The organism is Prevotella sp. oral taxon 306 str. F0472, assembly GCF_000257925.1.
In the GTDB taxonomy this organism is placed as follows: domain Bacteria; phylum Bacteroidota; class Bacteroidia; order Bacteroidales; family Bacteroidaceae; genus Prevotella; species Prevotella vespertina.
In genome coordinates this window covers 1-18002 of sequence record NZ_AJIN01000023.1, presented here as the reverse complement: position 1 = coordinate 18002, position 18002 = coordinate 1, and the positions used below count along the sequence as shown (strand labels likewise).

The window sequence follows — 18002 nt, the reverse complement described above, 5'->3', positions numbered from 1 at the left end:
CAGCGAAAGCAAGCGGTTTTAAAAACGTTTTCAATATTAAATAATTACTTTTCATTCTTGATGTCTTTTTAAATTTATAACTCTCATTCTGTAATTCTAGAACTCTATTGTTCCACTCTCAACATCTTCTCGATTCCAGTCGGTTTCATACGTATGGGTATCCCATTTATTCTCCTCAAAAAAAGTGTTATTCTTTGGCTCAAAAGAGCCTGACACTTTGTGGTAAACGGAAGTGCAGACAGGGCTTTCTGCCTCAACGAAGAATACGCAACACGTTGGTTGCAGATAATCCCGTTTTTTAGTTTCTTTGTTTCTTGTCATAATCTCTCATTTTTAGTATTTAAAATCAAATAAAAAGTATAGCTTAATTTCTTTATATTTCAGTTAAGGTATGGACACAAAAAAAGAACAAAGGAAACTTTCAGAAGTCCTTTGTTTACTAGCTTTACGGCACGCTTCGCGCGCGCGTATGCGAGAAGAAAAAATGTGTAGTTTACGCCTGCTCTACTAGAGAGAGAGAGAGAGAGAGAGAGAGTATACAATTATTTGGAACTACCAAATAATTTGCCATCTTTTTCTCGTCTTTAGATGTTAAAGAATCCAACACAACAGCACGTGCATTTACACCTTTATTATATAAGGCGCAAACGTTAGCTTGATTGAAATTCATTGTTTGTAACATCATTATTAATAAGTTAATTCTCACTCAACGGGCGCAAAGGTAAAAAGAAATATCGAAAGGGAGAAAAGAAAAGCCAGAAAATATTGCTTTCTTATTCAATTTAAAACGATTTATCTGCTTTCTTGTACATCTTTCTACTAATCAAGGAGTGCAAAAGGCAAAGAAGAGTTACTCCTTTATATATATAAGAAAATGTGCCAAATACCTATTCGGCTTTGACACATCTCAATTACACTTACAAGAATAAATCCCTTTCTAATCTTCGTCTGGCACAATAAGCTTGTAGCCTTTACCATGGATATTGATAATCTCTATTTGATTATCTGGCTTCAAATGCTTACGGAGCTTTGTGATATACACATCCATTGAACGAGCATTGAAGTAATTATCATCAATCCAAATTGTCTTTAAAGCATAATCACGCTGGAGAATCTCATTAGAATGAGCACATAGCAAAGCTAGTAATTCATTTTCCTTCGTAGTAAGCTTAGTTACTTTCTCTGGATTATTATCTAATGTCAATAATTGCTTCTGTGTATCGAAAGTAAACCGACCAATATTATACATAGTAGATTCTTTCGTCTTCTTTCCCTTTACACGACGAAGAATAGCCTCAATACGGAAAACAAGTTCTTCCATAGAGAAAGGCTTGGTGATATAGTCATCTGCACCAATCTTGAAGCCCTCAAGTATATCTTCTTTCAGTTGTTTTGCAGTAAGGAAGATAATTGGAATTTCCGCATTTGCTTGACGAATCTCTTGTGCTAGTGTGAATCCATCTTTCTTTGGCATCATCACATCAAGTACACAAATATCATACTTATTCTTCAAGAAAGCCTTATAGCCTACTTCACCATCTGGGCAAAGGTCAGCTTGAAAGCCTTTAGCCTGTAAATATTCACTCAATAGTGTTCCGAGGTTCTCGTCATCTTCACACAATAAAATCTTTAACTTATCATCCATAATCTATAACTTTTAATGTTTATACTTCATCTTCTATTTCTTCATCACGAATCACGGGAAGTTTTATAATAAACTTAGTTCCCTTACCAAACTCGCTTAACACTTTAATTTCGCCACCATGTAAATCAACCATTCTCTTTACATAAGCTAAACCTAAACCGAATCCTTTTACATCATGTCTATTACCTGTATGTACACGATAGAACTTATCAAAGATCTTCTTTAAGTTTTCTTTCTTTATTCCCATACCTGTATCACGCACAGAAAGATAAAGGTGTTCATTCGTATTCCATGTCTTCAAATAGACATTTAATGGTTCGTCTGGCTTTGCATACTTGACAGCATTATCCAAGAGATTAAATATCACATTCTGGAAGTGCATCTCATCAACATACACAGTTGAATCAACAGCTTCAATCTCCGTATAAACTTTACCACCTGTATGTTCTACTCGCAGTGCGAAAGAGTGTGCGATAGTCTCAACCATTTCGTTTAAGTCCGTATGCTTCTTCTTTAGTACTGCCTTCTTCCTGTCGTACATACTCATCTGCAATACTTTCTCAACTAAGAAACGAAGTCGCTTAGCCTCATCATTGATTACACCGCCCAAGTGTTCCACCATCTTCGGAGACTTTTCCAAACTCTTATCATTCATCATCTGTGCCGCCAAAGAGATACTTGCAATAGGTGTCTTCAACTCATGTGTCATATTATTGATAAAATCGTTCTTTATCTCACTATAACGCTTCTGACGGAAGATTGTCACAATAGTGAAGATAAAAGTTACCAACAACACAAACGTGAAGATGATTGAAGGTATCATAAAGCGAATACTAGAGAAGATGTAATTATTCATCTCAGGGAAGTGTACCTTCACAACTCCCATTCTACTCACTGGGTCATTACGGAATAACACCTGTGAGTAAGTATTCTCTTCCCCATCCGATACATAATCTGGACAACGATAGACTTCACGACCATCTTGCGTTGTAACAGTAAAATGATAGGGGATGTTAATACCATTATTCATCATCTCCGCCTTTAAATCTTGGTCTAACAATTTAAAGTTAATACGTTGTTTTAGAGGCTTATCTGATGCTGAATAAAGTATATTATAAACCACCTCTTCAAGCATTGCTTTCTGATAGACATAACGATTACGAACAATCTCTTGCATGTTACGTTTTGTTGCAGAAAGCGAACTACTATCATTACGGAGAATCATTGCCTTAGGGGTCAATGATGGCTTCGATTGTAATAACTTCGCTTCAAAAGATGTATATGCATCGCCTTGACTATCTACTGCAGGAGTTTGATGTGTTGCAACGGAATTATCCTTTGAAGTTGAATGTTGTTCCGACTGCTTACGCTCTTTCTTATTTACATCATCTTCTAAATAACGAAGGGTCTCATTCAATTCCATATTCCGAGAAGCCTGATAAAGAGCACGATTGACTGATTCGTCAAACTGTTCTTTCTTCATCTCAGCCATTTCTTCAATGTAATTGAGCTGGAGTAGAAGTAAGCCTAGGAATGATAATCCCATGATTACTGCAATAATCCAAATTGTCTTCTTCTTCATTATTATTACTTCTATTCGTGTAGGCTACGACTTCTGAATGAGATTCGGACTATAGCTCTACTACAATGTTCACGATTGCAAAGATAATATTTTATTAATCCATTAACACAAAAACGTTAACAAATAGAATATGATTTAAATTAATTAACGAATTATTATACTTAGGATTAATTATTATCAATTATATCGCAAGTAAATTAGCACAAGAATGACTAAAGAAAAGTCCAATGGGCAGACTCTAAATTGAACCTGCAAAATCGTAATGAATAACGAAACTTCTTTGATTTATTGAGGAAAGACAAAAAGACCTATAAACCCACGTAAGTTAGCCTAGATTTAAATATAGGAATACTTCACCTTAAACGTCAATTAATCTCTAACTTAAACGCCAATTAAACTTTAAGTTAAACGATGAATATACTTTAAGTTAAACGATAGTTGTACTTTAAGTTAGAGGTTAATTGTACTTTAACTTAGACTTTAATTAAACATAAACTTAAAGTGAAACAAAGTAGAATTAGGACATAAAGAAAGAGGCACGTTACAATCTTATCAAGAAGAAATAAGAAAGAACGCGCCCCACAAGGAAGATGATTATTAACTAAAAAATAAACTATTCTTCTTCATCCTTTACTTCAGCTTCATGCTCCGCAATTAACTTCTGCTGTAAATCATTAGGAACAAGCTCATAACTAGCAAACTTAGTTGTGAAGCTAGCTCTACCACCAGTGAGGGAGCTGAGAGAAATACTATAGTTAGCAAGCTCTTTTAGAGGAATCTTTGCTTGTAACTTCTGATAACCTGCTTCTGAATCCATACCCATAATCATGGCACGACGTCCTTGTAAATCGCTCATCACATCGCCCATATAGTCACCTGGTACGTAAACTTCCAAGTCATAAATAGGTTCTAGAATCTTTGGACCTGCAGCTTTGAAGGCATCAGAGAAAGCATGGCGAGCAGCCAAAGTGAAAGAAAGTTCGTTAGAGTCAACTGGGTGCATCTTACCATCATAGACAATCACACGTACATCACGCGCATAACTACCAGTCAGAGGTCCACGCTCCATACAGTCCATGACACCTTTCAATATAGCTGGCATGAATCGAGCATCAATAGCACCACCGACAACAGAGTTGATGAACACAAGCTTACCACCCCAAGGAAGAGTGCGTTCTTCACAACCTTTAATATTCATCTTAAACTCTTGTCCGTTGAACTTATAGGTTGTTGGAGCAGGCATACCTTCAGCGTATGGCTCAACAATCAAATGAACCTCGCCAAACTGACCAGCACCACCACTTTGCTTCTTATGACGATACTCTGCCTTTGCTTGCTTAGTTATCGTTTCACGATAGGGAATCTTAGGCTCTTTAAAGGTTACCTGTAGCTTTTCATTGTTCTCTAAACGCCATTTCAAAGTACGAAGATGGAACTCACCCTGTCCATGTACAATTGTTTGTTTCAACTCCTTACTTTGCTCAACAACCCACGTCGGATCCTCTTGACGCATCTTTAGTAATGCTGCCATGAGCTTCTCCGTTTCTTGTGAACTCTTAGCCTCGATAGCCCTAGAGTATTTTGAATTAGGATATTTAATGAAGTCGAAACGTTGATCAGTACCCTTACCATTGAGCGTGTTACCAGTCTTAACATCCTTCAACTTCACCATACAACCCAAATCACCGGCATTCAGCACGTCAACAGGAATACGATTAGCCCCTGCACAAGCATAAAGCTGTCCAACACGCTCTTTTGAACCACGATCAGAGTTAGTAAGATCATCACCTGTCTTCACACTACCACTCATCACCTTAAAGTAACTTACTTCACCAATATGTGGTTCCATACCCGTCTTAAAGAAATAGAGTGATTCTGCGCCCTTAGAATCAGGAGCGACCTCTTCACCACGTGTGTTATGTAGCTTAGGCATTTCGTCAACGAACGGAACGACATTACCTAAGAACTCCATCAATCGACGAACACCCATACTCTTACCAGCACATACACAGAAGACAGGGAAGATAGAACGTGTAACAAGACCTTTACGAATACCCTCACGCAATTCGTCTTCTGATAGTGTCTCTTCTTCAAAGAACTTCTCCATCAGTCCTTCATCGTTCTCTGCTGCAGCCTCAACAAGTGCTTTATGAAGTTCCATAGCCTTATCCATCTGGTCAGCAGGAATGTCCTCAATGATTGGTTCCCCACCTTCAGGCTTCCAGCTATACTTCTTCATCAACAGAACATCTATCAGACTATTGAAACCGGGACCTGTTTCTAATGGATATTGTACAGGAACACACTTTGAGCCATAAATCTCTTGCATATTTGCAATAAGATTATCAAAGTCGCACTTATCAGAATCAAGTTGATTAACCAAGAAGATTACAGGTTTCTTGAGTTTCTCTGTATAACGGAAGTTATTCTGTGTACCAACCTCCGGACCATACTGACCATTAATAAGTATGACTGCTTCATCAGTTACATTAAGAGCGGTTATTGCACCACCAATGAAGTCATCGCTACCCGGACAGTCAATGATATTCAGCTTCTTATTATTCCATTCTACATGGAATACCGTTGGAAACACCGAGTAACCATACTCCTGCTCAACAGGAAAGTAATCGCTAACCGTATTCTTAGCTTCAACTGAACCGCGACGCTTAATAACGCCGGCTTCGAATAACATACTTTCGGCAAGAGTAGTCTTGCCGCTACCCGCACTGCCAACTAAGGCAATGTTCTTAATCTCGTTTGTCTGATATACTCTCATATCTGATAGATTTAAGCTGTTAGTAATAATTTATTCGTTTCTAGGAGGATAAGTATTAACTCATCCATTCAGCGGTCTAAGTTAGACATTTCCTATGAGAACACCAAAGTTTCTTACTAAAAAAGCAAATTCTTTTAAAACTTATTAGTACATTTGCATTAGTTCTTATTAGTCATACATTAATATATACGAACAAACACCTATCATGTTAGGATTGTACATTCACATACCTTTCTGTGCCAGTCGCTGCATTTATTGCGGCTTCTATTCTACTGTGCCAGCCAAGAAGAAGGACGAAAGGCTTTCTGTAGAAGAACAGTATGTGAACGCTATCTGCCATGAGATGGAAATGCGTGCGGAGAAAGACAATGAAATGTCTGATGAGAGGACGACTGGTTTGACAAGTATATACTTAGGTGGTGGTACACCTTCACAGCTTTCCTTTGAAAGCCTAAAGAAGATATTCCAAACGATAGATAAGGTATATCACATTGGTTTAGAATGGGATATAGAGAACAACAGCTGCACCACTACCATACCTATCGAAGTCACAATGGAGTGTAACCCAGATGATGTAACGGAAGAGTTTGCACAGAATTTGCGTTCCCTTCCTATCAATCGTATCTCTATGGGAGCGCAGACTTTCTCAGATGAACGCCTACGTTTCCTACATCGTAGACATACAGCTGACGAGGTAGAAACTGCTGTAAAGCGTCTAAGAAGTGTAAACATCAAGAACATATCAGTAGACCTTATGTTTGGTTTTCCCAATGAGACACTTGAAGAATGGAAAGAAGACATTAAGCGACTGCTTGCTTTAGACATTGAACATATCTCTGCATACAGTCTTATGTATGAAGAAGGGACTCCCCTCTATCGACTTCTTCAAGCCGGAAAGGTTAAGGAGATGGACGATGAACTTTATCGTCAGATGTACGACACACTCATCGACCGCTTAGCCGAAGCAGGTTATGAGCAATATGAGATTAGTAACTTTGCCAAGCTCAAATCACAAAGTTCAAACCTCAAAGTTCAAAGCCCCTATCGTTCTCAACACAATAGTTCTTATTGGCACAACGTACCTTATATAGGTATCGGTGCTGCAGCCCATTCCTACAGCAATGGTAAGAGAAGTTGGAACGTAGCAGACACTAAAGCTTATATCGCTGCTATCCAAGAAAACAAGCTTCCTTGCGAAGAGGAGATAATTGATACAGACACACATTACAATGATATGATAATGACTGCCCTCCGTACGTGTGAAGGAATAGACCTATCAACGCTCTCTACTGAATACCGCACTTATCTCATGCATCTTGCCAAGCCTTTACAACAACAAGGTCTATTGAAAGAGGAGAATGGCTGGCTCCACCTTACTCGTAATGGTATCTATGTTAGCGATTCCGTTATGAGCGAATTAATGAAAGTATAAAGTATATCATCACCCAACATTCCCATGACCAACGAAGAATTTGAAAAGAAGTGGGCAGAGAACCGCAAAGAGGTTCTTGCTAACAATGAAGAATATCAACGTATTGTCCAAAGCTATAAAAGTTCAGGCTGGATAGACTATATCATCTTCATCGCAGGCTTTGTTATCTGCGAGAACTATACGAAGACTATTGTAAATAGTATCGTACTCCAATATCTCCTTGCACTTATAGGAATGATTTTAATATGGTTGGGCTATCGCCTTATCAAGAGTTTGTTCAACAGCAAGCAAACATTAGAGGAACTCGAAGAAAAGATTAAGCATCAGTATAGAGACTCAATCTCCAACTGATAAAAACCACAAACCTCCGACCTTATAGTGCCTGAGAAGCACTCTAAAAGTCGGAGGTTTCGTATATTCAGCTTATCTGAAGAATGCTTGGATAAGCTTATTCTTTCTTTGCAGGCGTCTTCTCCTTTGCTGGTGGTAACACTAGATTTAAGATGACACCGACAACTGCAGAGAGTCCGATACCACTGATTGAGAAACTACCCCACTGCAGCACTGCACCTCCAATACCCATTGTCAACGTAATAGATATAATAATGATATTACGTGTGCGGTTGAAGTCAACCTTATGCTGAATGAGGTTCTGAATACCTACGGAAGCGATAGTACCGAAGAGCAATAACATGATACCTCCTAACACGGCTGCAGGAATACTCTGCAATAGAGCGCTCAACTTACCTATAACCGAGAATACAATAGCTGTTGCAGCAGCAATACGAATTACCTGAGGGTGTGTTACCTTAGTAATACTCATCGCTCCCGTCACCTCACTATAGGTTGTCACAGGGGGACCTCCAAAGAAAGATGCAGCCAAACAAGCCAAACCATCACCTAACATTGTACGATGCAATCCAGGAGATGCTGTAAAGTCTTTATCAGCAACAGCACTTACTACATAAATATCGCCCACATGCTCTATCACTGGTGCTATAGCAACAGGAATCATATAAAGGAATGGTTCCCATGCGAATTGTGGCAAATGGAAATCTGATAAGGCGGGAGGCAAAGCTAACCATGGTGCTGCCTCAACGTGTGAGAAATCAACAACGCCCAAACAAATAGCGACAATATAACCTGAAACGATACCACAAATAACGGGTACAAGCTTCATCAGACCACGCCCCATAGACAACACGCACACTGCTACTGCCAATGAGACAAATGCCAATAACCAATTTGTCTTTGCCATATCAACAGCTGATGTCGATAATGACAAGCCTATTAAAATAATAACTGGTCCTATGACAACAGGTGGAAACAATCTATCTAGCAATTTCTTTCCCTGCCATTTAATTAAGGCTGACATAACAAAATAAACGAGAGAGACACCGGCTATTCCTGCCAATGTACCAGGCATTCCCCATTGTTTTGAAGCTGCAATGATTGGTGCTATAAAGGCAAATGATGAACCTAAAAAAATAGGAACCTTACCTTTCGTAACCAAATGAAAGATAAAAGTTCCTAGACCTGCTGTGAATAACGCCGTTGCTGGATCAAGCCCAACAAGCAAAGGGACGAGGACAGTAGCACCGAAAGCCACAAAGAGAAATTGTACTCCCACTATGGTTTTGCGCACTGGTGATAGTTTTAAATTATCCATGTATTGATTGATAAATATTAGTTTTCACAAATAGCCAATAGACTAAGTATGGTTTACGTCTACAAAATTATAAAAAAATGTGCATTATGTAGGAACAATGGAAGAAAAGTTTAAATCTAAGGCTAAAAGCCATGGTAGGAGATCGATAAAAGAATATTTTTCGTACCTTTGAAGTCTTAATTATCTACATTCAATAATATTGCCGTATGACAACAAAACTATTTAATCTCGCTTTTCTATTGCTATTCACTAGCTGTATCAATACCTCTCAAACGGCTAAGACACTTGAGGAAGCTGCAGAGGAGGAAGATATCCCTGACTATACTCTTTCAAAGGAAGAATACGAAATCATATCTTCTTCCAACGATTTCGGACTAAAGCTCTTTCAGCAACTATCCAATAAAGAAGAGGAAAAGAGCATTGTATTCTCACCGACTGCTGTCATCTATTCTCTTAACATATTAAACAATGGTGCTGCTGGGAAGACAAAGCAGGCATTATGTCATGCCCTTGGTTATCCAGAAAAGAAACTTGATGAAGTCAACAAACTTAATAAGAAGATACTTATAGGTCAAAGGCGAGAGACCTTCTCCAATACAGGCGTAAGCAATCCAAAGGATAAAGGCTCATCGAATGGGTATATGGTCACAGCTAACTTCATGGCTCTCAATGAAGCAACGGAACTATTGCCCGAATACCAGAAAGCACTTCAAGATTATTACTTCACGAATATCATAGCCTCAGCTAACAAACAACAAGAACGAATACAGGCTGATTCTCTTTGCGCAAAGATAACGAAAGGTGACATAACGACATTGCCAATCGATGTTTCTACTCCGCACTCCGCACAGATTATCAATGCTGTTGCTCTACGAATACCATGGAGTAATGAGTTTGTGGGAGAGACCACTAATGGACAAACTTTCTATAAGCAGGATGGTAAGCTGACCAAGGTGAACATGATGCACAAATTTGATCAAGACAAGAACTTTCTGGGATACGAAGGGAAGCAATATAAGGTTCTGACATTAGCCATGCAGAACGGCTTCTTTATGTATGTCGTTCTCCCTCACAAAGGCAAGAAATTGGATGATATTATCAACGACTTTAAGGATAGCACTCTCTATGACTTAACGGAGCTACATAAGCAATATGACGAAGTAGAGATTGCTCTACCTAAATTCTCAACATCTATCAAACTACCTTTGAAAGAGCTATACACCCAAGCTGGACTAGGCGTTCTCTTCTCTCAACAAGCAGCTGACTTCAGTCAGATGAGCCCGTCACCCTTATATATAGATAAGGTGTATCAACAGATCAGACTGGATGTTAACGAGAAAGGAGTAGCCGCGAAAGCCGTTCAATCAACCTCAATGATGACTCTTGGCATAAATACACACCCCACAAGGTTCACGTTTACAGCAGATCATCCATTCTTCTATTACATTACAGATCAATATGGTAACATTTGCTTCATGGGTAAATTCATGGGCGAATGATTCCCTTACAAACGTAAGTCAGTAAGTTTACATCCATATAGGAACCACTATTATTTACATAACTATTTCTATATTCTATAAAAACAAAATGGAGACAATAGCATTTAACTTCGATTCCGTCCCATCAACATGGGAAATTTGTTTCAACAAAGATTGTCCACGCAAGGACACTTGTATGCGTTATTTTGTTGGGCAACATCTACCAGAAGACAAAAACATAGGCTTCTCCGTCTTCCCCAATGCGCTACAAAACGGCAAATGCGAGTTTTATGTAGAGAAGAAAGTGATACGTGCAGCATGGGGATTCCATCATCTATTCCTCAATGTCAAGCATGTAGACGACACGCCGATACGCAGAGAAATACAGCAATATCTAGGAAGCCGCCCTACTTACTATCGCTATATGAACGGACAACTCACGCTCACACCTGAGCAACAAGCGGATATTATCGACATATTCCGCTCGTATGGTTACACCGAAAAGTTAAGATTTGACTATTACGTTGAACGCTATTCTTTCGAATAGAATAGTGTATCACTAATCGTATCATAGGCTGATACAGTGTGTCTCAGACCTATGAAACACACAGTCTCAAGCCTTGATACACACAGTCTCAAACCTTTGAGACACACTGTTTCAAGCCTTGAGACTCTATGGGTATCTGTATTACTATGTTTTACTATGAAATATTAAGTACTCATAAAGCTTATTCAAACGGACGGACAATCATACCGTTGATAGGAGCGGATTCTTGTAGAGTAGCTGTATTTTTATTAAGCGTTAGAGCATAACTACCCGTTGGATTAGTCGGTACTGCGCTTGAAGACCAGTAATAACCTGTCACACCAGCAGCATTGAATTTATAGTTGTTCCAGCTTGTACTATAATAACCTAAGAGTGGAAGATAGAAATACTGGTCCATCTCTGTGGTAGCAGGGAGCGTCTTCGAAACTGCTTTTGATAGTCTTATATAAGTGTTGCGTAGGTCGGTTGAAGCGTCATCAGGCTGATGACTATCAGAGAAGCCCGTGATATAAGCTCTCTTCTTAAACCATGTCCCCCCTTTATAGAGGTAGCCCATAGTTGACCAAAGCTCATCAGCATCATAGCGTGGGTCGCCCTTCATCACATACCATGCCATCTCGTTAGCGTTAGGGAGGGCAGCAAAGTGAGAGGTTGAGGCTTCAAGCGATCCAGCAGCTGCACGATTAGGAGTGTAACTATCACTTCCTTGCTTTGGATAATTCGTACTACTAGCTGGTAAGAACTTCGTTGGTTGCCATGGGTCAGCACTGTTCCATTCGTGCCCACTCCAATAGTTCGCCTTTGCATCCCACATATAATAGTTGGTACCACCGTAGTCATTGATAGAGAGGTTGGCAGTCACGTCATGAATTGAGCCAGGAACAAAGGTGAGGGTAACATATTTAGTTACAGTGCCATCAATAGGTCCCTTCGGATTATCAGCCGTATTGCGAAGCCAGTAACGGATGCGAAGACTATGCCTACCCGGTGCTATCACAGCGTAGGAGGCATTCTTACTCATATCAGCGGTCGTATTGTCAATAGCAAACCCACTCCCTGTTGTGAGTGTGATAGTCTTCGAACCACCCGAGGCAAGGGTGAGTGTACCATCAGAAGCAATGTTGTAAACACCTGCTATATCGTCTTCTGATGAAATCTCAATCTTGGTAATCTTACTATGCTGTACGTATGTATTACTTGAACGAGGGATGAGACAGATGAAAGAAGCCTTGTGCTCGAGGGTAAACTTATAGTCACTCCCTACCTTTTGGGCAGTAGCTACACCGCAGTCACCCGACTCACCTGCATGGTCGAAGTTGTTAGGCGCAGTCTGAGTCTGTACCTTCTTTATCTCTACTTGTGGTTGTGAGCCTGTGAGACCTTTATTGGTATAGACAACAGCGTGTGTCGGACTGGTGTAGCTACCAGCAACGGTAAACACGGCGTTCGACTTCTTTGAGGCAATAGGGAAGGTGGCTGGTGCACTCTGTCTCCACTGACCAGCATTGTCTTTCACCAATATCTTGTCAGTATTTCTCCATATCACAGAGGCTCCGCTACCCTTGGTATGATCGTAGATAATCGTACGTGTCGGTACTTCTTCTTGAGAGACACCACTGAAGGTCATGGAGTCCTCCACAACACGATGGCTCTCCTTAGCGTTCTGCAGAAGGTCATCATTTGAACAACTCGTCGTTACTGCTGCACCTATCAAAGCACAGCCTACCCATGACGATAGTAATCGTAAAGTCTTTATAAACATATATCTCTTGTTCGTTAAGTGTGTTTTACCTTATATATATGGAGTCTATTCGCTCCAATTATGATTTATATTCGACGCATCATCATCGTCCCACAAGAAGGTTTTCTTTGCGTCACCAGCACCTTCTCCAGCGTTGATTCTGCCAGCATTGCCGCTTGCATTGACCAAAATAGTCTCCGCATAAGTATTCAATACATTACATTCTGGCTTAACATACACATTACGCCTTGTAAGTTCTTTCTTCTTCATCAATTAAAATGGATTACTATATTACTCTTTACGTCTACGAGCATTTCACATAAAATACCATCGTAGTTTCAGTTCTTGGGTTAATTCCGGTACAAAGTTAAGAAAAAAAACGAAAGTAACAAACACTATAACAGAATAATAGAACGTTATGGCGTTTATTACTTCCTACTCATATACTTGTTATTGAGAGCTTATCGACGCTTAATAATCACATAAATGATAACAGGTGCACCGATGAGAGGCGTAACAGCATTAAGGGGAATTATACCTAATTCTCCAGGAAGATAACAGATAAGGTTGCAGAATAAAGCAATTACCGCACCTGTTAGCACTGTTCCAGGAAGGAGAATCTGATGGTTCTCCGTATGCAATAATAATCGGGTCATGTGAGGTATAGCCAAACCAAGGAAAGAGACAGGTCCACAGAAGGCTGTTATTACGGCTGTCAATAAACCGACTGTCACGAGTAATAGGTTACGTATCTGGCGGATATTGATACCTAGACTTTCTGCGTATTGAGTGCCTAAGAGCATAATGTTGAGGGGCTTTATTAAGAATATGGAGGCTATGATACCAACCAAACAGAGTAAAGCAAAGAGCAACATGTGATCCATTGATACACCTCCAAAGTTGCCCATACCCCATACCATATAACTCTTTACCCCTTCTTCTGAAGCAAAGAAGTTCAATAACGCCACAGCTGATGAGGAGACATAGCCCACCATCAGACCAACGATAAGCAATAGTACACTGTTCCTTACCATAGTCGAAAGAAACAGAATAATCATCGTAACGACTATTGCTCCAATGAATGCAGACGTAAGAATAGCAAGGAAACCTGATACGGTAAATAGGGTTGTTGACAAACTCCCACCTAAGAATAACATCACGATTGCCACACCTAACCCTGCTCCCGAGCTGATTCCGAAGACATCTGGGCCAGCCAAAGGATTACGGAATGCCGTTTGAAGCATTAGACCACAGACTGCCAGCGACGCCCCACATAGCATTGCTGTTAAGGCTTGAGGAAGTCGATTCTCCATTACGATATACTTCCAACTCTCCTTACCTTCGAACTTATCAAAGAGTATGTCGCAGACATCGGCTAATGGGATTCTCACCGAACCCACTATAAGATTCATGGCAAACAGCATGATTATGCCAGCCACTAACAACAGGATGATACTGACGTTCCTCTTCATCATTTAAGTTTCTTATAATAACGCATTGCACCTAAATGCAAGTCGGGATGGAAGAGTTGGATCAAGTCAGATAGCAGCCAATCTGGTCGCCAACTGACTTCCTCAAAGTAGGGTATTCTATCCACCTTACAGCCATAAACCTCTCCTGTTTTATAAGGCTTCAACGCTCCATAGCCTTGATACTCCGCCAATAAGGTATTCAAACTGAAGTTTCCATTATAACAGAGAATCCAGAAGTCACTGTCTCCAAACTTATCTAATATCGTCTCAAAGGGCATTGAAAGACTACCGCTATGTTTGTCCTGCGCATAAGCATAAGAACCATTGGCATCCTTATACAATAAGCCCACACTACTCTCTCCACCAGGCAAATACCAAACGGCACCAACTTTCCTATCTGGCAAGACACTTCGCTTCACCTTGCTCTTCTTCGCCTTTGCACTCAAAGCCTTATAGTTCTGCTCTACAACCGCAAACAAGGAGTCTGCTTCATGCTCACGACCATATAACATTCCATAGAACTTCATCCATTCAGCACGCCCTAAGGCTGAACGTTCCATATAATCGGCACACTCAATAATGGGTACGCCAATCTCTTCCAATCGTCCATAACCACCACTATTCTCAAAAGGAGAAAGCAGGATAGCATCGGGCTTTATGTCTATAATATGTTCTACATCGGGCTTCATCGACTCACCACAATTAGCAATCTCTCCCTTCCGTGCTCGCTGTTGAACATCAGGGATAAGCATATACTTCAAATCGGCAACACCCACAATAGCTTTCTGAGCATGTAACATCTCTAGAAGATTCGCATGAGCCGTCGTAAACACAACGCTTCGCTGGATCGGAACATCCACACGTACTCCATCCGAGATATTCTCCGACTCAACATTACGTGGCATGAGGTAATATGTTTGTAGGACTGTTCCTTTCTTCCAAGGGTTCAGCAACTTTACAACAACATAACCATCCTTATGCTCCATTGTGATATTCCGAGCATATTTAAACCCTGTCTCCCCTATTTCTTCGTTTGCTTTTTGCTGTCGAAGACTACAAGAAACCAACAATGAGAAACAAAGAACAAGTACTGATAATTGGCGCATAACTTAGAAAATTGATATGCAAAAATACAAAAAATCAAGTATTCTCTTGCCCATTAAGGATATTTTTTATATTTTCGTCCGCGTATTACTAAACAACCTAAAACATTAATCTAAACAACTCGCACCATGGCTGAAGAAAAGTCTAATGCACTTAGTAGCCACGTCGAAACAAAACATGTTTGGCAGCTATTGGCTATTATCATTGTAACAACTATCGTTTGGAACCTTCCAACAAGTGCTTTCGGTATTGATGGATTAACCATCGTACAACAACGCATCATTGCAATCTTCGTATTTGCTACCCTATCGTGGCTGACGGAGTGTATCCCGGCGTGGGCAACCTCGCTAAGTATCATGTCTATCATGTGTGTCACCGTTTCGAAGAATTCTTTCGGGATATTCAAAGGTGATGGAGTTGGGGAATTACTCGACTCGGAGGAGATTATGGCATCCTTTGCTGATCCAATCATTATGCTCTTCCTTGCAGGCTTCATCCTAGCGATTGCCGCTTCTAAGTCGGGACTTGACACGCTATTGGCACGTAACCTTATCAAGCCTTTCGGAAACAAGAGTGAGAATGTTCTTTTGGGCTTCCTACTTATCACAGGACTCTTCTCAATGTTCATCTCGAACACAGCCACAGCTGCCTTAATGCTTACCTTCCTTACCCCTGTCTTTGCAGCGCTGCCTGCTAATGGTAAGGGACGCATTGCCTTGACAATGTCTATCCCTATTGCAGCCAACCTCGGCGGTATGGGAACACCGATTGGAACACCTCCCAACCTCATTGCACTTAAATATCTCAATGACCCAGCAGGTCTTAACATGAATATCGACTTCATGCACTGGATGGCATTCATGGCGCCACTTGTAATCGTCTTACTCCTTCTCTCATGGAGAATAATCCTCCACTTCTTCCCATTCACACAGAAGACTATCCACTTGAAAATTGATGGTGAGGTGCATCGTGGATGGCGAATGTGGGTAGTTATCATTACCTTCATTGTCACAATCCTTCTATGGGTTATTCCAAAGAAAATCACAGGCATTGACACCAACACAGTCTCAATGATTCCAATGGCAATCTTCGCTGTCACAGGCGTAATCACTGCAAAGGATATGCAGGAGATTAACTGGAGCGTCATCTGGATGGTTGCTGGAGGTTTTGCCATTGGATTGGGCATGAACGGATCAGGTTTGGCTGACGCCGCTATTGAGAGTATTCCGTTCGGCAATTGGAGTCCTATCGTCATCCTTGCCGTCTCTGGTTTGATTTGTTTCTTCCTTTCTAACTTCATTTCAAACACAGCAACTGCAGCCTTGTTAGTTCCCATCCTTGCTGTTGTCTGCCGTGGTATGGGCGATAAGCTTGGTGGTATTGGTGGAACAAGCACCGTCCTCATTGGTATTGCCATTGCAGCATCAACAGCAATGTGTTTACCAATATCAACACCTCCAAACGCCATTGCTTACTCAACGGGCTTAGTAGAGCAGAAGGATATGCTAAAGGCAGGTCTCACCTGCGGACTCGTTTCCCTCATCTTAGGTTACATCCTACTCTATTTCATCGGCGAAATCCACTTCCTTGGTTAAAAGCATAAGCTCTATTCAGAGCGATTAAAACCAATATTTATAAATGTCTCTCTCACGGCATTATCAAACAATCGTTTGGTAGTGCCGTATTCTTATTTTCCTAGCTCCCAACTTATGTCATTGAATAATATGTTCTTCTGTCTAAACCCTATGTTACCATCCCCCTATGTTCGTATGTTACCATGTCTTCCAAACCTATGTCATTAAAAAATATGTTCTTCTGTCCTTCTGTCTAAGCCCTATGTTACCATCCCCCTATGTTCGTATGTTACTATGTCTTCAAATCCCATGTTCTTCTGTCTCACACAAAAGCCCCACCCCGTTAGGCGCCCCCCTCTCTGTAGGAGAGGGGCTGGGGGTGAGGCCGTACCACGGAAGCGAGAGAACCAAATTAATACACTAGTTTTGAAAGACATTAATTTCACAATTAATATAATCGATTGTCTTATTACAGAACGATTGATACCCTGAATCAACCTAAAAAATGCTCCCGTAGTACATATCCTAACTCACCCTACCTGCGGTCCAGGGTGTTCTTCACTCCCCTCGCCTTTTGGAGAGGGGGCGGGGGTGAGGCTTTTTTCCTCTTCATCTTTCTTCCTCAACGATTCGTAGGAGTTTGCAGCCAACTCTCGCTTCAATTCTGTACCAGGAGTGAAGACCACACGAGGCTTAATCGTCTCGGTCTTAAAAGCTTTTTCCGTTTCCGCACCTTTGCTCGACAACGTGACACGCATTGAGCCGAAATTACCTAGCTGAATGCTGAAACCATCACGGAGATAATGTGGCAGACAATCAATAAAGTTATACAACACGTTCGACACATCACCACGTGTCAATGACGAACGTCCAGCAATGTCACGTGCAATGTCATCTAGCGACTTATGCCCAACATTTACCGGATTGGCATAAAACTTCACTTCCTCCCGCTTCTGCGGATTCTTCTTTTGAACTAATTTAA

General features: G+C 40.6%; 16 protein-coding genes. 5 read left to right on the top strand and 11 right to left on the bottom strand.

Annotated elements, in window-relative coordinates; translation table 11 throughout:
• Nucleotides 1–96: 96 nt before the first annotated feature.
• The 5 genes from HMPREF9969_RS03625 to HMPREF9969_RS03605 all read right to left on the bottom strand — a co-directional run bounded on the left by HMPREF9969_RS03625 (nt 97) and on the right by HMPREF9969_RS03605 (nt 6003).
• A complete protein-coding gene (locus tag HMPREF9969_RS03625; RefSeq protein ID WP_009433855.1) occupies nt 97–321 on the bottom strand; it encodes a hypothetical protein in 225 nt (74 codons plus the stop codon).
• 172 nt (nt 322–493) lie between these two features.
• Nucleotides 494–685, bottom strand: a complete 192-nt coding sequence (locus HMPREF9969_RS13155; protein WP_009434504.1) for a hypothetical protein — start codon at nt 683–685, stop codon at nt 494–496.
• A 252-nt stretch (nt 686–937) separates the two neighbouring features.
• The gene (locus tag HMPREF9969_RS03615) at nt 938–1645 is read right to left on the bottom strand and encodes a response regulator transcription factor (protein WP_004383261.1); all 708 of its coding nucleotides are present in this window, start codon (nt 1643–1645) and stop codon (nt 938–940) included.
• 19 nt (nt 1646–1664) lie between these two features.
• Nucleotides 1665–3227 carry a sensor histidine kinase gene (locus HMPREF9969_RS03610; protein ID WP_009434498.1) on the bottom strand — a complete coding sequence of 521 codons (1563 nt, stop codon included), beginning with the start codon at nt 3225–3227 and terminating at the stop codon, nt 1665–1667.
• A 613-nt stretch (nt 3228–3840) separates the two neighbouring features.
• Nucleotides 3841–6003 (bottom strand): elongation factor G, encoded by a 2163-nt coding sequence (locus HMPREF9969_RS03605; protein WP_009434508.1) that lies wholly within the window; start codon nt 6001–6003, stop codon nt 3841–3843.
• Between the two features lie 205 nt (nt 6004–6208).
• Between HMPREF9969_RS03605 and hemW the strand changes: the two genes are divergently transcribed.
• Nucleotides 6209–7435 (top strand): radical SAM family heme chaperone HemW, encoded by a 1227-nt coding sequence (hemW, locus tag HMPREF9969_RS03600; RefSeq protein WP_009434501.1) that lies wholly within the window; start codon nt 6209–6211, stop codon nt 7433–7435.
• Nucleotides 7436–7459: 24 nt separating this feature from the next.
• A complete protein-coding gene (locus tag HMPREF9969_RS03595; protein ID WP_009434499.1) occupies nt 7460–7786 on the top strand; it encodes a hypothetical protein in 327 nt (108 codons plus the stop codon).
• Between the two features lie 97 nt (nt 7787–7883).
• On the opposite strand, the gene HMPREF9969_RS03590 is transcribed toward HMPREF9969_RS03595, so the two are convergent.
• A complete protein-coding gene (locus HMPREF9969_RS03590; protein ID WP_009434496.1) occupies nt 7884–9104 on the bottom strand; it encodes a uracil-xanthine permease family protein in 1221 nt (406 codons plus the stop codon).
• 206 nt (nt 9105–9310) lie between these two features.
• Between HMPREF9969_RS03590 and HMPREF9969_RS03585 the strand changes: the two genes are divergently transcribed.
• Together HMPREF9969_RS03585 and HMPREF9969_RS03580 are read left to right on the top strand one after the other, a co-directional pair.
• Nucleotides 9311–10603, top strand: a complete 1293-nt coding sequence (locus HMPREF9969_RS03585; RefSeq protein ID WP_009434509.1) for a serpin family protein — start codon at nt 9311–9313, stop codon at nt 10601–10603.
• 88 nt (nt 10604–10691) lie between these two features.
• Nucleotides 10692–11129: a DUF6078 family protein gene (locus tag HMPREF9969_RS03580; protein WP_009434503.1), complete on the top strand. Its 438-nt coding sequence runs from the start codon at nt 10692–10694 to the stop codon at nt 11127–11129.
• 181 nt (nt 11130–11310) lie between these two features.
• Here HMPREF9969_RS03580 and HMPREF9969_RS03575 read toward each other — a convergent pair whose 3' ends face one another.
• The 4 genes from HMPREF9969_RS03575 to HMPREF9969_RS03560 form a co-directional block, all read right to left on the bottom strand.
• Nucleotides 11311–12891: a hypothetical protein gene (locus tag HMPREF9969_RS03575; protein WP_009434505.1), complete on the bottom strand. Its 1581-nt coding sequence runs from the start codon at nt 12889–12891 to the stop codon at nt 11311–11313.
• 45 nt (nt 12892–12936) lie between these two features.
• The gene (locus tag HMPREF9969_RS03570) at nt 12937–13140 is read right to left on the bottom strand and encodes a hypothetical protein (RefSeq protein ID WP_009434507.1); all 204 of its coding nucleotides are present in this window, start codon (nt 13138–13140) and stop codon (nt 12937–12939) included.
• A gap of 191 nt (nt 13141–13331) precedes the next feature.
• Nucleotides 13332–14342: an iron ABC transporter permease gene (locus HMPREF9969_RS03565; protein ID WP_036894891.1), complete on the bottom strand. Its 1011-nt coding sequence runs from the start codon at nt 14340–14342 to the stop codon at nt 13332–13334.
• Nucleotides 14342–15448, bottom strand: a complete 1107-nt coding sequence (locus HMPREF9969_RS03560; protein ID WP_009434497.1) for an ABC transporter substrate-binding protein — start codon at nt 15446–15448, stop codon at nt 14342–14344. Before HMPREF9969_RS03560 ends, HMPREF9969_RS03565 begins: the two co-directional genes overlap by 1 nt.
• Before the next feature lie 126 nt (nt 15449–15574).
• On the opposite strand from HMPREF9969_RS03560, the gene HMPREF9969_RS03555 reads away from it, so the two are divergent.
• A complete protein-coding gene (locus HMPREF9969_RS03555; RefSeq protein WP_009434510.1) occupies nt 15575–17041 on the top strand; it encodes an SLC13 family permease in 1467 nt (488 codons plus the stop codon).
• 509 nt (nt 17042–17550) lie between these two features.
• On the opposite strand, the gene HMPREF9969_RS03550 is transcribed toward HMPREF9969_RS03555, so the two are convergent.
• A partial coding sequence (locus HMPREF9969_RS03550; protein WP_009434506.1) for an HU family DNA-binding protein occupies nt 17551–18002 on the bottom strand: 452 nt, incomplete at its 5' end.